Below are 13211 nucleotides of genomic sequence, written 5' to 3'. Positions count from 1 at the left end.
GTCGTTCGCTGCTCACTCGCCGGCCCCGATCGCGGGCTCTGATCCGCCCAGCAGCAGGTACAGGACGGCCATGCGCACGCTGACGCCGTTGCCGACCTGCTCGACGATGGTGGACCGGGTGGAGTCGGCGACCTCGGCGGCGATCTCCACACCCCGGTTCATCGGGCCGGGGTGCATGACGATGGCGTGGTCGGGAAGGTGCGCGTACCGGTCGGCCGAAAGGCCGTAGCGGCGGCTGTACTCCCGGACCGTGGGGAAGTAGGCGGCGTTCATGCGCTCGCGCTGGACCCGCAGCATCATGACGGCGTCGCTCTTGGGCAGCGCGGCGTCCAGGTCGTAGGAGACGTGGCAGGGCCAGGTGTCCACCGAGACCGGCAGCAGGGTCGGCGGGGCCACCAGGGTGACCTCGGCGCCCAGCGTGGACAGCAGCAGCACGTTGGAACGCGCCACTCGGCTGTGCAGCACGTCGCCCACGATGGTGATCTTGCGTCCGGCCAGGTCTCCCAGGTGGCGGCGCATGGTGAAGGCGTCCAGCAGGGCCTGGGTGGGGTGCTCGTGGGTGCCGTCCCCGGCGTTGACCACGTTGCCGTTGACCCAGTCGGCCAGCCGGTAGGGCGCGCCGGACGCGCCGTGCCGGATGACGACGCCGTCGGCGCCCATCGCCTCCAGGGTGAGGGCGGTGTCCTTCAGGGACTCGCCCTTGGAGACGCTGGAGCCCTTGGCGGAGAAGTTGATGACGTCCGCGGACAGGCGCTTGGCGGCGGCCTCGAACGAGATCCGGGTGCGGGTGGAGTCCTCGAAGAAGAGGTTCACCACCGTCCGTCCGCGCAGGGTGGGGAGTTTCTTGACCGAGCGGCTGGAGATCCGGGCCAGTTCCTCGGCGGTGTCGAGGACCAGGAGCGCGTCGTCCCTGGACAGGTCGGCCGCGGAGATCAGATGGCGCTTCACTTACCGTTGTCCCCCTTCGGCCCCAGCAGGACCGCGTCACGTCCGTCCACGTCGCCGAGCAGGACCCGGACGGTCTCCTTCAGCGAGGTGGGGAGGTTCTTGCCGACGTAGTCGGCGCGGATCGGCAGCTCGCGGTGGCCCCGGTCGACCAGGACCGCGAGCTGGACGGCGCGGGGCCGGCCCAGGTCGTTGAGGGCGTCGAGCGCGGCCCGGATGGTGCGGCCGGAGAAGAGCACGTCGTCGACGAGCACCACGACCTTGTCGTCGATGCCGTCCGCGGGAAGCTCGGTCCTGCCGATCGCGCGGGCGGGCTTCATGCGCAGATCGTCACGGTACATCGTCACATCGAGCGATCCGCGGGGTATTTTCAGGCCTTCGACTTCCTCGAGGCGCCTGGCCAGCATCCCGGCGAGGTTCACTCCCCGCGTCTGGATTCCCAGCAGGACGACGTCGGAGCCGCCCTTGGTGCGTTCGAGGATCTCGTGCGCGATCCGAGTGAGGGCCCGGCGGATCTCCGGGGCCTCCAGAACCGCCTTGTACTGGGGTTCTTCGTGATTTCGGGCAGCGCTCACCACCGTCAACCTCCTTCCCCGCCTCACGGGACGGTCCTTAAAGGATGTGATGTCACCTTTACGGTATCAGCCTCGTCCCGCCGGTCATCCGGGGCCCGTAGGCTTCATAAGAGCAGGTGAGAGGGGTCACACCCGGCTTCCGGGAGCCCCGGAGAGGGCCCTGCGGGCGGGCTCGCCCGCCCGGGAAGGGGTCGACCGAGGGTGACAGGTTCGACCTGATTTTTCCGAACAGCTTGACCTTTGGCCGTCTCCGTTTTACCGTCACTGTCCGTAACCATACTCAGGGTGGTCACCCGATCTCGTTGGGACCCCGGACCGCCCTGTGACAACGTCCGACTACAAGTGAGCCTGGGGGCCGCAAAGATGCCGTCTGAATACGCAAAGGCTCTGGGCGCGAGGCTTCGCGCCATCCGTACCCAGCAGGGGCTGTCCCTACACGGTGTGGAGGAGAAGTCCCGTGGCCGCTGGAAGGCCGTCGTCGTTGGTTCGTACGAGCGGGGCGACCGCGCCGTCACCGTTCAGAAGCTGAACGAGCTCGCCGAGTTCTACGGCGTGCCCGTCAACGAGTTGCTCCCCGGCGGCGCCGCGCCGAGCCCCCTGGGCCCGACGCCGAAGCTCGTCATCGACCTGGAGCGGCTCGCCCAGCTTCCGAAGGACAAGGCCGGCCCCCTCGCCCGCTACGCCGCGACGATCCAGTCCCAGCGAGGCGACTACAACGGGAAGGTCCTGTCGATCCGCCAGGAGGACCTCCGGTCGCTGGCCGTGATCTACGACAAGTCCCCGACCGAGCTGACCGAGGAGCTGATCAACTGGGGCGTGCTCGACCCTGAGGCGCGGCGCGCCGTCGAGAGTTTCTGATCCCCTCCCGGGATTGACGCCCAGGCTTGCGGCCCGGTCCTCGTCAGGACCGGGCCTTCGGTCTTCCTCCGCCCTCACAGGGCGGTGACGGGCCCCTCGTCGGCCGGGTCCGCCGCCGGGCCCGCGGGCTCCGGGCGGCGCGGCACCAGCAGCGCCACGGCCAGGACGCCCAGGGCCAGGACCGTGCAGACGGTGAAGGCCAGGACGAACCCCGTCCGGGTCAGCGAGTAGGCGGCCACCAGGATCGCCGTCAGCTGGGTGCCCAGACCCGCCCCGACCGTCCGCAGCAGGGTGTTGACCCCGCTCGCCACCCCCGTCTGCGAGACCGGGACGGCCGTCACGACGAGCGTCGCCACCGCCGCGTACGCCATCCCCAGCCCGGCGCCCCGCAGCACGTTGGTGACCATGAGCTGCCACAGCTCGGTGTGCCAGAAGATCAGGGTCCCGTACCCCGCCGCGGTGAGCAGCGCGCCCGCGGCCAGGACGGCCCGCCCCCCGAACCGCCGGTCGAGCCTTCCGTTCACCAGCCCCATGAACGTCATCGCGACGCTCGCGGGCAGCGCGACGACCGCGGTGTCCGTCGCGGTCCCCCCGAACCCGAACCCGTCGCGTTCGGGGAGCTGGATCAGCAGCGGGAAGAGCAGGCCCGCCGCCATCAGGCAGTATCCCGCCAGCAGCGACCCGAGGTTGGCGGTCCACACTCCGCGCAGCCGCATCAGCCGCAGGTCCAGCAGCGGGTCGGGCACCTTCGCCTCGATCAGCGCCCAGGCGGCCGCCCCCACCGCGGCGCCCGCCAGCAGTCCCAGCACCGGCCCCGACGTCCAGCCCCACACCGAGCCCTGGGTGAGCGCGGTGAGCCCGGCGGTGAGCCACCCCCCGAAGAGCGCCGCCCCCCACCAGTCGACCCGCCGTCCCGGCTCGCCCGCGACCGGGGGCAGCGCCCGCCGGGCGAGGAACGTTCCAGGCAGCAGGATCACCGCGGGCACCCAGATCAGCCACCGCCACCCCAGGTGGTCGATCACCGGCCCCGCGATCACCCACGACAGCACCCCGCCCAGCCCGAGCATCGACGACATCAGCCCTACGGCCGAGGACGTGCGCTCGGGCGGGTAGGCCTTCCGGATGATCGTGTAGGCCAGCGGGAACACCCCGCTGCCCACCCCCGCCAGCACCCGCCCCGCCAGCAGCACCGGCAGCGTGGCCGCCACCGCCGACACGACCTGCCCCGCGATCCCGACGCCGAGCACCCAGACGAGCACCCGCCGCGCCCCCAGCAGGTCTCCCAGCCTGCCCGCCACCGGCGTCGCCACCGAGGCGCTCAGCACCATCCCCGTCACGCTCCAGGCGGCCCCCGCCGCACTGGTCCCCATCTCCGTCTGCAGGTCGGGCAGCGCCGGCGACATCACCGCCATCGGCAGCGAGTAGGCCACCACCCCCAGGAACGCCAGCAGCGGCACCACCGCCCGCCCAGCCCCAAATGACCCCATAGCCGGATCAGACTGCCATACCCCCTCTCGCCTCCCGCGAAGCGGCCTCGTCCGCCGGGGACTCCGGCCGTCCGGCCCGCCGTTGAGCCGCATCGGCACGGCGAAGGACCTAAGCCCCTTTCCTTGGGTGAAGAACGGCTCTGCTCTCGCGGAGCCGCCCGCGATGAGGTGGAGGTCGACCTTCCGGAGGCCGTCGGACCAGAACAGGACCGCGGCCCGGCGCCTCGCCGGATCCGGAGACCCCCCGGAGGACGCCGTGGCGTCCTCGGTTCCGCGTCCTGGAGGATTCCCATGCTCGTGTCCGAGGTGATGACCGGACCTGTCGTGACGGTGCCGGAGTCCGCGCCGATCCGGCAGGCGATCCGGGTGCTGTACGAGCACGATCTGACCGCGGCCCCGGTGGTCGACGCCGACGGCCGGATGGTCGGGATCGTCAGCGAGGCCGACCTGCTGCGCGGCGAGTTCACCGCCGACCCGCGGGCCTTCACCCGCCCGGTCGCCGAGCCGGGCGAGGCGCCGCCCGCGCGGGTGCGCGAGGTGATGACGAGCGAGGTGCTCAGCGCCCGGGAGAACACCGACGTGGCCTCGCTCGCCGAGCGGATGATGGCCGAGCGCGTCAAGAGCGTGCCGGTGCTGGACGGCGGGAGGCTGGTGGGCATGGTCAGCCGCCGCGACCTGATGCGCGTGCTCACCCACAGCGACGACCGCGTCTGCGACGATGTGGCCGCCGCCCTCGAAGGACTGGTGCCCGGCGCCTCCGGCTGGGACATCGTGGTGCGCAACGGCGTGGTGACGCTCACCGGCAGCGCGGACGCCCTGACCGACCGCGTCGTCTCGGTACTGGCCCGCACCGTCCCCGGCGTCAGCCGCGTCACCGTCATCGACTCGCCCCGCGCCTGACTCCCCGAGCGGGGCCGGGCGTGTGCTCGCCCTCGTGGCCTCGACCGGCCTCGACCGTCCGGGACCGCCGCACGGCGGGGAAGGCCGGGCCGTGCCGGGTCGGTCGGCGAGGGGGCCGGGTCAGCCGGTCATGGGAAGCGACTGCTGGGTGGGGATGCCGAGGGTGTCCTCCACCAGGGTGACGAACTGGCCCGCGTCGTGCAGGAGCGCGTCGGCCTCGGCGGGGGTGGTGGCGTCGGGGAAGCCGGCTTCGGCGGCGGCGCGCTTGTCGGCGCCGGCGGCGAAGAAGGCCGCCCACTCGGCCAGGAGGGGCTCGGCGGCGGCCAGGAGGACCCAGGCGCTGCGGGGACGGCCCCGGCGCGGCGGGGCGGCGGGCTCGCGGACGGCCAGGACCGCGGCGGCGGCGCGGAGCGCGGCCAGGTGGGCGGTGGCGTAGCGGAGGTTGGGGTGGGTGGCCTCCGCGGCGTCCGCCAGCAGCTGGCGGGCCACACGGAGCAGGTTCTGGGCGGCCGGAACGGTCCGAGGGGACGGGCGTCCGGGGGGCATGGGGTGCACGGTCATTGCGTGGCCTCCTTTCGCCAGGCGCGGCCGACCGGCCTCACCTGGGACGATCACCCGCGTCCGCGCTCTGAGAGCGTCCGGCCCGGGCAAGGGGCTTCCCCTCCCCCTGCCCGGGACCGGTGCGAACCGGCGGTGCGCCGCCTCCGGTTCGCCCGTGCTCCAGTGCGGGCCGCGAGTCCCACACCATGTCGAACATCGGTTCGACATGCCCCCAGTAAACCCGACCGTCAATCAATCGTCAATACGTTCGATCGACGTGTTCGAGATCCACTCGAACCCCAGGTCAACCGGGTACTTCGAGGAGAACACACGGGTCTGACAAAACGGGTCACGAGGGTGTGGGAGCCCGTCTTTCGACGCGCCGGAGAGTCCCGGAGGCGAGCAGATACTGCGCCGCTATATACGTCGCCATCACGAGCACTCCGTGCATCGGGACTTCCGTGTCCGTGAGACGAAGCCCGATGAGCAGGTCCGAGACCAGGAACAATGCGCCCCCGACGCCCGTCCGCACCCCGTACGAAGCCGCGGTGGCGGCGGTGGCCGTCAGCAGGAGCGAGTACACCGCCACGGGAATCTGCAGTGCGCCGAGCCCGGGCCAGAGAATGGCGACGCCCACCGCCCACATGGCGGCGTACGCCCCGAGGATCGTCCAGCGCAGACGTCCTTCCGCCTTGCGGGAGCGCATGAAGAAGGTGACGTAACAGACGTGGGCCGCCGCGAAGAACAGCATCCCGGCGATGAAGAGCCCGTCGAATTCCAGCGCTATGTCTCCCCCGGTCGACAGCAGCAGCCCCGCGACCATGAGCCGGGGGCCGCCCCGCTGGTGCAGCCACCACGCGAGCACCGGCATCAGCAGGGCCTTCGTCACGAACTCCGCCGCGGGAATCCCGATGACCTGCGCCAGGATGTGCGCGGCGCTCAAACCGAAGAACAGAGGCAGTGCCATCTCACTCACTCCCCTTGGCGGCCGGCTGCCAGCCCGGTTCGGCGAACACGTATCCGAGCCGTCCGCGCCAGCTGGAAGCCGACACGACGTTCCGCGCGATCGACGCGTATTCCTGGAAGGCGACGCGCAAAGGGTTGAACGTGCCGATGTTCTTCGTCAACCCGTAGACGACCCGCTCGGTCTCGGGGGTGAACGTCCCGAACAGCCGGTCCCACAGGATGATGATGCCGCCGTAATTCCGGTCCAGGTACGACCCTTGCGAACCGTGGTGCACCCGGTGGTGGGACGGCGTGTTGAAGACGTACTCGACCGGCCTCGGCAGTTTGTCGATCCGTTCGGTGTGAATCCAGAACTGGTAGACGAGGTTCACCCCGTAGGAGAAGGCCATCACCGCCGGGTGGAACCCGAGGACGGCCATCGGCACGTAGAAGATCCAGCCGGTGAAATTCGTCCACGTCTGGCGCAGCGCCGTCGAGAGGTTGAAGTATTCGCTGGAGTGGTGGGCGACGTGCGAGGCCCACAGGATCCCGATCCGGTGGTGCGCCCGGTGCGAGAAGTAGTAGAAGAAGTCCGTCACGAAGACCGCGACGACGATCCACTGCCACGTCACGGGGATCGTCCACGGCGTCAGGTCGTACAGCCAGCCGAAGAGCAGGCCGTTGACGAGGGCGATGGGAAAGGCCCACAGCAGGTCCCAGCCGAGGCTGCCGAGGCCCATCGCCAGGCTCGTCGCGGTGTCCTTGCCCGCGAAGCCCCTCTCGTCCTCGTCGGGCCGCAGCCGGTACGAGACCGCCTCGAGCGCCAGGAGCAGCAGGAACGCGGGAATCGACCAGAGAACGACATTGGGCAAATCAACCATGGCCGGATGTTAGGGGTGGATGTCTCCCGCGTCGATAGGCTGTGGCCCGTGCATCCGAACGTCGAACGCGTCGCCGCCGCCCTGGCCGCCAAGGGCGCCTCCGGCCGCATCGTGGAGCTCGCCGAACCCGCCCCCACCGCCCAGGCCGCCGCCGACCTGCTGGGCTGCGAGGTCGGCGCCATCGCCAACAGCCTCGTCTTCGACGCCGACGGCTCCCCGCTCCTCGTGCTCACCAGCGGCGCCCACCGCGTGGACGTCAAGCACATCGCCGTCGTCGTCGGCGCCGCCGAGGTCAAGCGCGCCACCCCCGAGTTCGTGCGCGAGGCCACCGGCCAGCCCATCGGCGGCGTCGCCCCCGTAGGCCACCCCGCCCCGCTGCGCACCCTCGTCGACACCTGGCTGAGCAAGCACCCCGTCGTCTGGGCCGCCGGCGGCCATCCTCACACCGTCTTCCCCACCACCTACGACGAGCTCCTCCGCCTCACCGGCGGCACCGCCACCGAAGTCGCCTGACTCCGCCCGACGGGGTGCCGCCCGGCGCGCTCACCCCGCGCATCCGTGGCGGGGGCGCGAGCGGCGCGGAAGGCGTCATTCGCTGCGGAGGCCGCCGGGGCTGGTCAGCCGCCACAGCAGGGGGAGGCTCGCCGCCGTCGTCAGGAGGACGACGAGGGCGGCCGCGCCGGAGGTGGCGCCGATACCCGTCCAGTCCGGCTGGACCGGGGCCCCGGCCGCGGCCTGCAGGATGGCCGCCAGTCCGGTGCCGGTGGCGACGGCCAGCGCCAGGCCGAGCAGCACGGGAACGGCCACCTGGTAGAGGACCGATCCGGCCAGGGTGCTCCGGCGGGTGCCGAAGGCCGTCAGCACGGCGAGCACCCGGCGCCGTTCCCGGAGCTGCTCGGCGACGTTGACCAGCATGCTCGCGCCGATGAGCAGCAGCAGCGCGGTGGCGCCGGCGAGGAGCGCCTGCCTGATCTTCACCAGGGTGCTCAGGACCGTCCGCTCGAGGACCGGGACGACATAAGCGGTCGGGTCGGTCTGTGCGACGGTGTTGCGGAGCCGTTCGACCGCGTCGGGATCGGAGGAGTCGAGCGCGACGTAGAGGCTGACGGAGGTCGGGTCGGTCCGGACGCCCTTCAACGCCTTGGGGGTGACCAGGATGGCCGGCGCTCCGGATCGGTGCATGTCGCCTTGTGCGGGAGTAACGGTACGAACCGTGGGCGGCAGCGTCCACCGGGACGCCTCGCTCCTGGCTTTGTCGAGGAAATAGACTTCACCGGGGCGGGGCTGCGGTACACCCGGATCGGAGATGACGAAGGTGTCGCCGTCCGTGCAGGCACCGAGCTCGGCGAACTGCTGCAGAGCGGCGCAACCGCCTATCTGCAGCCCGGCGTAGCCCTCTTGGCCGCCCGGCTGCGTCGGCATTATCAGTGTCAAGGTTTCGACCGCGAGGACCCCGGATGTCTCCTCCAGCATCTCCTTCCAGTGTCCGTCCTGCCCGGACCGCTCGTCGTTGGGCATCACCAAGGACTGGAAGCGGGCGGTGCCGTGCCTGGTCTCCACCGTGTACTGGGCCTGGACGGTGACGAGCAGCCCCTGCAGCGCGATGGCGCCCGCGACCGAGACGGCGATGCCGGAGACCGCCCGCACGGCGGTGCCGCTGTCGAGCTGCAGGCGGCGCACCGCCAGCTCCCAGGCGACGCTTCCGCCTCCCAGCCGGTGGACCACCGCCTCCACCAGCCAGGGCAACAGCAGCGCCACACCGGCCAGCAGGGCCGCCACCCCCGCCATGACCTGGTACACGTCCCCGTACGAGAGCGTGGTGAGCCCGTCGCGCAGCGGGTACAGCAGAGCGAGGCCGACCACGGGCAGGAAGAGCCGCCACCACAGCCGCCGCCGGCGCTCGTCGGCACGACGGACGACGCCCAGCGGTTCGACCACCACCCGGCGCAGCGCGAAGACCGTGGCCAGCACCGCGGTGACCGGGACCAGCACCACGACCAGGGCCGCCAGGGCGGGCACCGGACGGAAGTCCGCGGAGTAGAAGCTGACGCCCGCGGGCACGAACCGGTGCGCCATCAGGCCCGCGGCGAGGAAGAACAACCCGCCGACGACGAGCCCCAGCAGCGCGCCGGCCAGGGTCTCCCCGGCGGCGATCCGGCGGATCATGGCGGCGTCCGCGCCGACCAGCCGCAGCGCGGCGAGCCTGCGATCGCGGCCCTCGCCTCCGAAGCGCACCGCGGACGTGAGGAAGACCGCCACCGGCAGCAGCAACGCCACCAGGCCGATCAGGCACAGGAGCAGCAGCGCCGTCGCCAGGGCCCCCTCCCGGCTCTGCGCGATGCCGAACGACCGGATCCGGGCGGCGGAATCCTCGGTCAGCCGGTCGGTGCCGAGGTAGAAGAAGTACTCGCGGGGCCCGGACAGCCCTTCGGCGCCGATCGTGCCGATCACCCGCTCGTTCCAACGGCCGCGCAGCAGCGCGCCCTCGTCGGAGGCGAGCAGCCGCGCCAGCGCGGGCGACACCACCATCTCGCCCGCGGCCGGCAGCCGTTCCACGCCGGGCGGCAGCGGAGCGCGGTCGCCCTCGGCCCGCACCAGTTCGCCGCTGATCGTCCGTCCCCGGTACTCCGTCCCGCCGCTGTTGATCAGCAGCGTGTCGGGACCTCGGGAAACCGGCTGGTTCAGCTCGACGGTCCGCGCGGTGAGCCGGGCGTCGCGGGCCGCCATCAGGCCCGGGATCGTCGCGGCGGCCAGGAGCATCGCCACCCCGAGCCCCACCCCGACCGCGATCATGGCGAGCCGGACCCAGCCCGAACGGCCGCCCGACACGCTCAGCCGCATCCCCAGCGCCAGCTCGGCGCCCCACCGCCTCATCGGACGGGCTCCTGCTCGCGGACGCGGCCGTCGCGGACCACGGCCTCCCGGTCGGAGTACGCGGCGACCCGCGCCTCGTGGGTGACCAGCACCACCGCGGCCCCGGTGTGGCGGGCGGCCGCCACGAGCAGCCGCATCACCTTCTCCCCGTTGAGGGAGTCCAGCGCCCCCGTCGGCTCGTCGGCGAAGACCACCTTCGGACGGGTGACCAGCGCGCGGGCCACCGCGACCCGCTGCCCCTGCCCGCCGGAGGCCTGCCCGGGCCGCTTGCGCGCCACGTCGGCGACCTCGAGACGCTCCAGCCATTCGGCCGCGTGCCGCTGCGCCTCACGACGGCCCGTCCCGGCCAGGCGCAGCGGCAGCGCCACGTTCTCCAGGCAGGTCAGCTCCGGCACCAGCTGCCCGAACTGGAAGACGAACCCGAACTCGGTACGGCGCAGCGCGCTGCGTTCGGCGTCCGACATCGCCGACAGGTCACGTCCCGCGAAGAGCACCCGCCCGGAGTCGGGGGTGAGGATCCCGGCCAGGCAGTGCAGCAGCGTGGACTTGCCGGACCCCGACGGCCCCATCAGCGCCAGCACCTCCCCGGCGCGCACCCGCAGCGACGCCGAGTCCAACGCCCGGGTGGGCCCGAAACTCAGATGCAGGTCCTCGGCGATCAGGAGCGGGTCGTTCATGGGGGTGGCCATGCGTTCTCCCGGGGGTTAGGAGCGGACGTGGGCGGCGAGTTGCCCGAGGCGGGCCGCGGTGAGCTCCAGCCAGCGCAGGTCGGCCTCGAGGTGGAACAGCGCGTGGTCGCAGATGAGCTGGTCGGCGAGGTCGCCTTCGCTCTTGCGGCGGGTCAGCTCGCGCATCAGCCGCAGGTGCTCGGAACGCTGGACGTCCAGCAGATCGGCGGCGTCCCGCCCGGTGAGCAGCGCCAGGACGACCTTGGTGTAGAGGGTGCTCTGCAGGTACGGCTCGGGCTTCTCCGGTTGCGCCAGCCACCCGGCCACATCGGCGACGCCCGCCGGGGTGATCGCGTACCGCTTGCGCTCCGGCCCGTCCCCGGGCTCGGACTCCACCTCCACGAGGCCGTTCTTCAGCAGCCTCGCGAGTGTCGAGTAGACCTGCCCGTAGTGCAGGGCGCGGCCGTGCCCGAACCTGTCGTCGTAGGAACGCTTCAGGTCGTACCCGTGCCGGGGACCTGCTTCGAGAAGGCCCAGCAGGGCGAGACCGACGGACATGCCACCGACTATACACACGGCGTATACATCGAGTGCATAATCAGGCGGCCCACCGGATGCGGTGGGCGGGTTCACGAAGGGGCGGCGGATGGCAGCATCCGGCCAAACCAAGCTAACGCTTGGCTGTTGCCGGACCGAGAAACGCGATCTACCTTCAGGGGAACCGCCGACAAGGGCGGCAGAAGTCCGTTTCCGGCCGTCAACGCACCGTCACCGCCTACCCGACATAGGCGGGCCCGGACCGCGGCGGCGGCCGTCCCACCCCGGGCGCTTCTCCCGCGCCCGAATCTCCCCGAGAAGAGGAACCATGTCCCGCACCGCCAGACTCGCCGCACTCGGCGCGGCCTCCGCCGCCGCCGTCGCCCTGACGGCGGCCCCCGCCCAGGCCGCGCAACTCGCCACCGGCACCGTCGTGGTGAAGGTCAACAACAGCACCGTCGCCACCTGCAGCTCCACCCTCAGCGGCACCAAGAGCGGCACGGCCATCACCGTCACCTCGGCGACCGCGACCGGCTGCGGCGTGCCCGTCAGCCCCGCCTCCCTGCCCTGGAGCGGCGACATCGCCGCCCCCGCCTCGATGTCCTTCGCGATGAGCGCGCTCGGCTGCACCTACAGCGGCACCCTGACCGGCGGCACCGTCAGCGGCACCGTCGTCACCTGGACCAACCAGTCCGTCAGCGGCTCCGGCTGGTTCTGCAGCGGCGGCGTCACCGTGGACGCCACCTACGACTTCGCCTGATCCCTCCGCCCCGTGCCTCCGCCCCGGCGTCAGGGCGGAGGCACGTCCGTTCCCGCGCGGGCCGTCGTCCCCGCTCCGGTTCAGTCGAGGACCGCGATGGCCTCGACCTCGACCAGGAGGTCGGGCTCGGCCAGTGCGGCGACGCCTATTCCGGTGAGCGGCGCCGCCGGGGTGACGCCCAGCTTCTCGGCGGCCCGGGCGACCCCCTCCAGGAACCGGGGCATCATGTCAGGGGTCTGGTCGGCGACGTAGTAGACGGTCAGTTTCGCCACGTCGTCGAAGGTGGCGCCGACCTCGGCCAGGGCGGTGGCGACGTTGAGGTAGCACTGCTCGACCTGGGCGGCGAGGTCGCCTTCACCGATCTTGTTGCCGTCGGCGTCGCGGGCGACCTGGCCGGCGAGGAAGACCGTCTTCGAGCCGGTGGCGACCGACACCTGCCGGTAGAGGTCGACCTTCGGCAGTCCTTCGGGGTTCACCAGGGTGATGGGCATGCTCGCTCCTTGGTCATGACATCTCGGGGAATCGGACCCCGAATATATAGCATTGCAATGCAATGTATACTACGGGCATGGCGAGGACGAAAGACCCGGCGGTCCGCACCCTGCTCATCGAACGGGCCGCGCACATGCTCCGCGTCCGCGAGCCCATCACCCTGCGCTCGCTGGTAGCCGGGACAGGCGTGTCGACGATGGCCGTCTACACCTACTTCGACGGCATGGACGGCGTGTGGAAAGCGCTGCGCCAGGAGGGTTTCACCCGTCTGGCCGCCCGGTTCGCGGAGCTGACGACGTCAGCGGACCCGGTGCGGGACCTGGCGGCCCTGATCGCCTCCTACCTCGCCAACGCCCTGGACCATCCCGACCTGTACCGGGTCATGTTCGACGCGGCCTTCGAACTCGAAGACCTCAAGGCCGCCGACGCGACCCTGGAGCACCTCGTCCAAGCGGCCCTGCGCGCCAGGGAGGCCGGCCGCTTCCACCCCGACGTCGTCCCCCTCGAGCTGGCGATCCAGAGCTGGACCATCGGCCACGGCCTGGCCTCCCTCGTCGCCAACGGCCCCCTCCCGCTCGAGACACTCGACCACTGCGTCCCCATGCTGACCGCCCTGTACGTCAGCGTGGGAGACGAACCCGGCGGATGCCGCCGCTCGGTCGAGGACGGCTGGAAGCAGCTGCGCCTCGGACAGCCGGGCTCTTCCCGGTCGACGCCGTCGGACCCCTGACCGGGGGCCGCAGGACCGG

General features: G+C 71.6%; 15 protein-coding genes. 5 read left to right on the top strand and 10 right to left on the bottom strand.

Annotated features, from left to right (window positions below; translation table 11 throughout):
• Positions 1-12: 12 nt before the first annotated feature.
• Positions 13-948 carry an aspartate carbamoyltransferase catalytic subunit gene (locus ABGB12_RS08805; protein WP_347675777.1) on the bottom strand — a complete coding sequence of 312 codons (936 nt, stop codon included), beginning with the start codon at positions 946-948 and terminating at the stop codon, positions 13-15.
• Positions 945-1520 (bottom strand): bifunctional pyr operon transcriptional regulator/uracil phosphoribosyltransferase PyrR, encoded by a 576-nt coding sequence (gene pyrR, locus ABGB12_RS08800; RefSeq protein ID WP_347675776.1) that lies wholly within the window; start codon positions 1518-1520, stop codon positions 945-947. Before pyrR ends, ABGB12_RS08805 begins: the two co-directional genes overlap by 4 nt.
• Positions 1521-1883: 363 nt before the next feature.
• On the opposite strand from pyrR, the gene ABGB12_RS08795 reads away from it, so the two are divergent.
• Positions 1884-2378 carry a transcriptional regulator gene (locus tag ABGB12_RS08795; protein ID WP_344453317.1) on the top strand — a complete coding sequence of 165 codons (495 nt, stop codon included), beginning with the start codon at positions 1884-1886 and terminating at the stop codon, positions 2376-2378.
• A gap of 74 nt (positions 2379-2452) precedes the next feature.
• Here the strand turns inward: ABGB12_RS08795 and ABGB12_RS08790 are convergent, their stop codons facing one another.
• Entirely contained in the window at positions 2453-3865 is a 1413-nt protein-coding gene (locus tag ABGB12_RS08790) for an MFS transporter (RefSeq protein WP_347675775.1), read from the bottom strand.
• Between the two features lie 291 nt (positions 3866-4156).
• Here ABGB12_RS08790 and ABGB12_RS08785 point away from each other — a divergent pair, with 291 nt between their 5' ends.
• Positions 4157-4765, top strand: a complete 609-nt coding sequence (locus ABGB12_RS08785) for a CBS domain-containing protein (protein WP_347675774.1) — start codon at positions 4157-4159, stop codon at positions 4763-4765.
• 120 nt (positions 4766-4885) lie between these two features.
• Here ABGB12_RS08785 and ABGB12_RS08780 read toward each other — a convergent pair whose 3' ends face one another.
• The 3 genes from ABGB12_RS08780 to ABGB12_RS08770 all read right to left on the bottom strand — a co-directional run bounded on the left by ABGB12_RS08780 (position 4886) and on the right by ABGB12_RS08770 (position 7131).
• Entirely contained in the window at positions 4886-5326 is a 441-nt protein-coding gene (locus ABGB12_RS08780; protein WP_347675773.1) for an SAV_6107 family HEPN domain-containing protein, read from the bottom strand.
• 328 nt (positions 5327-5654) lie between these two features.
• Positions 5655-6272, bottom strand: coding sequence for a lysoplasmalogenase (locus ABGB12_RS08775; RefSeq protein WP_347675772.1), 618 nt, complete (start codon positions 6270-6272; stop codon positions 5655-5657).
• A 1-nt stretch (position 6273) separates the two neighbouring features.
• Positions 6274-7131, bottom strand: a complete 858-nt coding sequence (locus ABGB12_RS08770; protein WP_347675771.1) for a sterol desaturase family protein — start codon at positions 7129-7131, stop codon at positions 6274-6276.
• A 48-nt stretch (positions 7132-7179) separates the two neighbouring features.
• On the opposite strand from ABGB12_RS08770, the gene ABGB12_RS08765 reads away from it, so the two are divergent.
• Entirely contained in the window at positions 7180-7644 is a 465-nt protein-coding gene (locus ABGB12_RS08765; protein ID WP_347675770.1) for a YbaK/EbsC family protein, read from the top strand.
• Positions 7645-7719: 75 nt separating this feature from the next.
• Here the strand turns inward: ABGB12_RS08765 and ABGB12_RS08760 are convergent, their stop codons facing one another.
• Genes ABGB12_RS08760 through ABGB12_RS08750 form a run of 3 tightly spaced genes read right to left on the bottom strand, consistent with a single transcriptional unit; the run spans position 7720 to position 11231 of the window.
• The gene (locus ABGB12_RS08760; protein ID WP_347675769.1) at positions 7720-10005 is read right to left on the bottom strand and encodes an FtsX-like permease family protein; all 2286 of its coding nucleotides are present in this window, start codon (positions 10003-10005) and stop codon (positions 7720-7722) included.
• Positions 10002-10694: an ABC transporter ATP-binding protein gene (locus ABGB12_RS08755; protein ID WP_347675768.1), complete on the bottom strand. Its 693-nt coding sequence runs from the start codon at positions 10692-10694 to the stop codon at positions 10002-10004. The genes ABGB12_RS08760 and ABGB12_RS08755 overlap by 4 nt, the downstream gene beginning before the upstream one ends.
• Before the next feature lie 15 nt (positions 10695-10709).
• Positions 10710-11231 (bottom strand): PadR family transcriptional regulator, encoded by a 522-nt coding sequence (locus tag ABGB12_RS08750; RefSeq protein WP_347675767.1) that lies wholly within the window; start codon positions 11229-11231, stop codon positions 10710-10712.
• A gap of 307 nt (positions 11232-11538) precedes the next feature.
• Between ABGB12_RS08750 and ABGB12_RS08745 the strand changes: the two genes are divergently transcribed.
• On the top strand, positions 11539-11970 hold the full coding sequence (locus ABGB12_RS08745; protein WP_347675766.1) for a hypothetical protein: 432 nt from the start codon (positions 11539-11541) through the stop codon (positions 11968-11970).
• A gap of 80 nt (positions 11971-12050) precedes the next feature.
• Here ABGB12_RS08745 and ABGB12_RS08740 read toward each other — a convergent pair whose 3' ends face one another.
• A complete protein-coding gene (locus tag ABGB12_RS08740; protein ID WP_347675765.1) occupies positions 12051-12461 on the bottom strand; it encodes a RidA family protein in 411 nt (136 codons plus the stop codon).
• Positions 12462-12538: 77 nt separating this feature from the next.
• Here ABGB12_RS08740 and ABGB12_RS08735 point away from each other — a divergent pair, with 77 nt between their 5' ends.
• The gene (locus tag ABGB12_RS08735) at positions 12539-13192 is read left to right on the top strand and encodes a TetR/AcrR family transcriptional regulator (RefSeq protein WP_347675764.1); all 654 of its coding nucleotides are present in this window, start codon (positions 12539-12541) and stop codon (positions 13190-13192) included.
• The last annotated feature ends 19 nt before the right edge of the window (positions 13193-13211 follow it).

This window comes from Actinocorallia sp. B10E7, assembly GCF_039871655.1.
In the GTDB taxonomy this organism is placed as follows: Bacteria; Actinomycetota; Actinomycetes; order Streptosporangiales; family Streptosporangiaceae; genus Actinocorallia.
The sequence above is the reverse complement of the archived record's forward strand: the minus strand, read 5'-3'. Positions and strand labels throughout refer to the sequence as shown.

What these genes read in the sequence shown, in the direction of transcription:
- ABGB12_RS08740 (WP_347675765.1), bottom strand. Translation starts at nt 12,461, where the DNA reads ATGCCCATCACCCTGGTGAACCCCGAAGGACTGCCGAAGGTCGACCTC.
- ABGB12_RS08775 (WP_347675772.1), bottom strand. Translation starts at nt 6,272, where the DNA reads ATGGCACTGCCTCTGTTCTTCGGTTTGAGCGCCGCGCACATCCTGGCG.
- ABGB12_RS08745 (WP_347675766.1), top strand. Translation starts at nt 11,539, where the DNA reads ATGTCCCGCACCGCCAGACTCGCCGCACTCGGCGCGGCCTCCGCCGCC.
- ABGB12_RS08790 (WP_347675775.1), bottom strand. Translation starts at nt 3,865, where the DNA reads ATGGGGTCATTTGGGGCTGGGCGGGCGGTGGTGCCGCTGCTGGCGTTC.
- ABGB12_RS08735 (WP_347675764.1), top strand. Translation starts at nt 12,539, where the DNA reads ATGGCGAGGACGAAAGACCCGGCGGTCCGCACCCTGCTCATCGAACGG.
- ABGB12_RS08785 (WP_347675774.1), top strand. Translation starts at nt 4,157, where the DNA reads ATGCTCGTGTCCGAGGTGATGACCGGACCTGTCGTGACGGTGCCGGAG.
- ABGB12_RS08795 (WP_344453317.1), top strand. Translation starts at nt 1,884, where the DNA reads ATGCCGTCTGAATACGCAAAGGCTCTGGGCGCGAGGCTTCGCGCCATC.
- ABGB12_RS08760 (WP_347675769.1), bottom strand. Translation starts at nt 10,005, where the DNA reads ATGAGGCGGTGGGGCGCCGAGCTGGCGCTGGGGATGCGGCTGAGCGTG.
- ABGB12_RS08780 (WP_347675773.1), bottom strand. Translation starts at nt 5,326, where the DNA reads ATGACCGTGCACCCCATGCCCCCCGGACGCCCGTCCCCTCGGACCGTT.
- ABGB12_RS08750 (WP_347675767.1), bottom strand. Translation starts at nt 11,231, where the DNA reads ATGTCCGTCGGTCTCGCCCTGCTGGGCCTTCTCGAAGCAGGTCCCCGG.
- ABGB12_RS08770 (WP_347675771.1), bottom strand. Translation starts at nt 7,131, where the DNA reads ATGGTTGATTTGCCCAATGTCGTTCTCTGGTCGATTCCCGCGTTCCTG.
- ABGB12_RS08755 (WP_347675768.1), bottom strand. Translation starts at nt 10,694, where the DNA reads ATGGCCACCCCCATGAACGACCCGCTCCTGATCGCCGAGGACCTGCAT.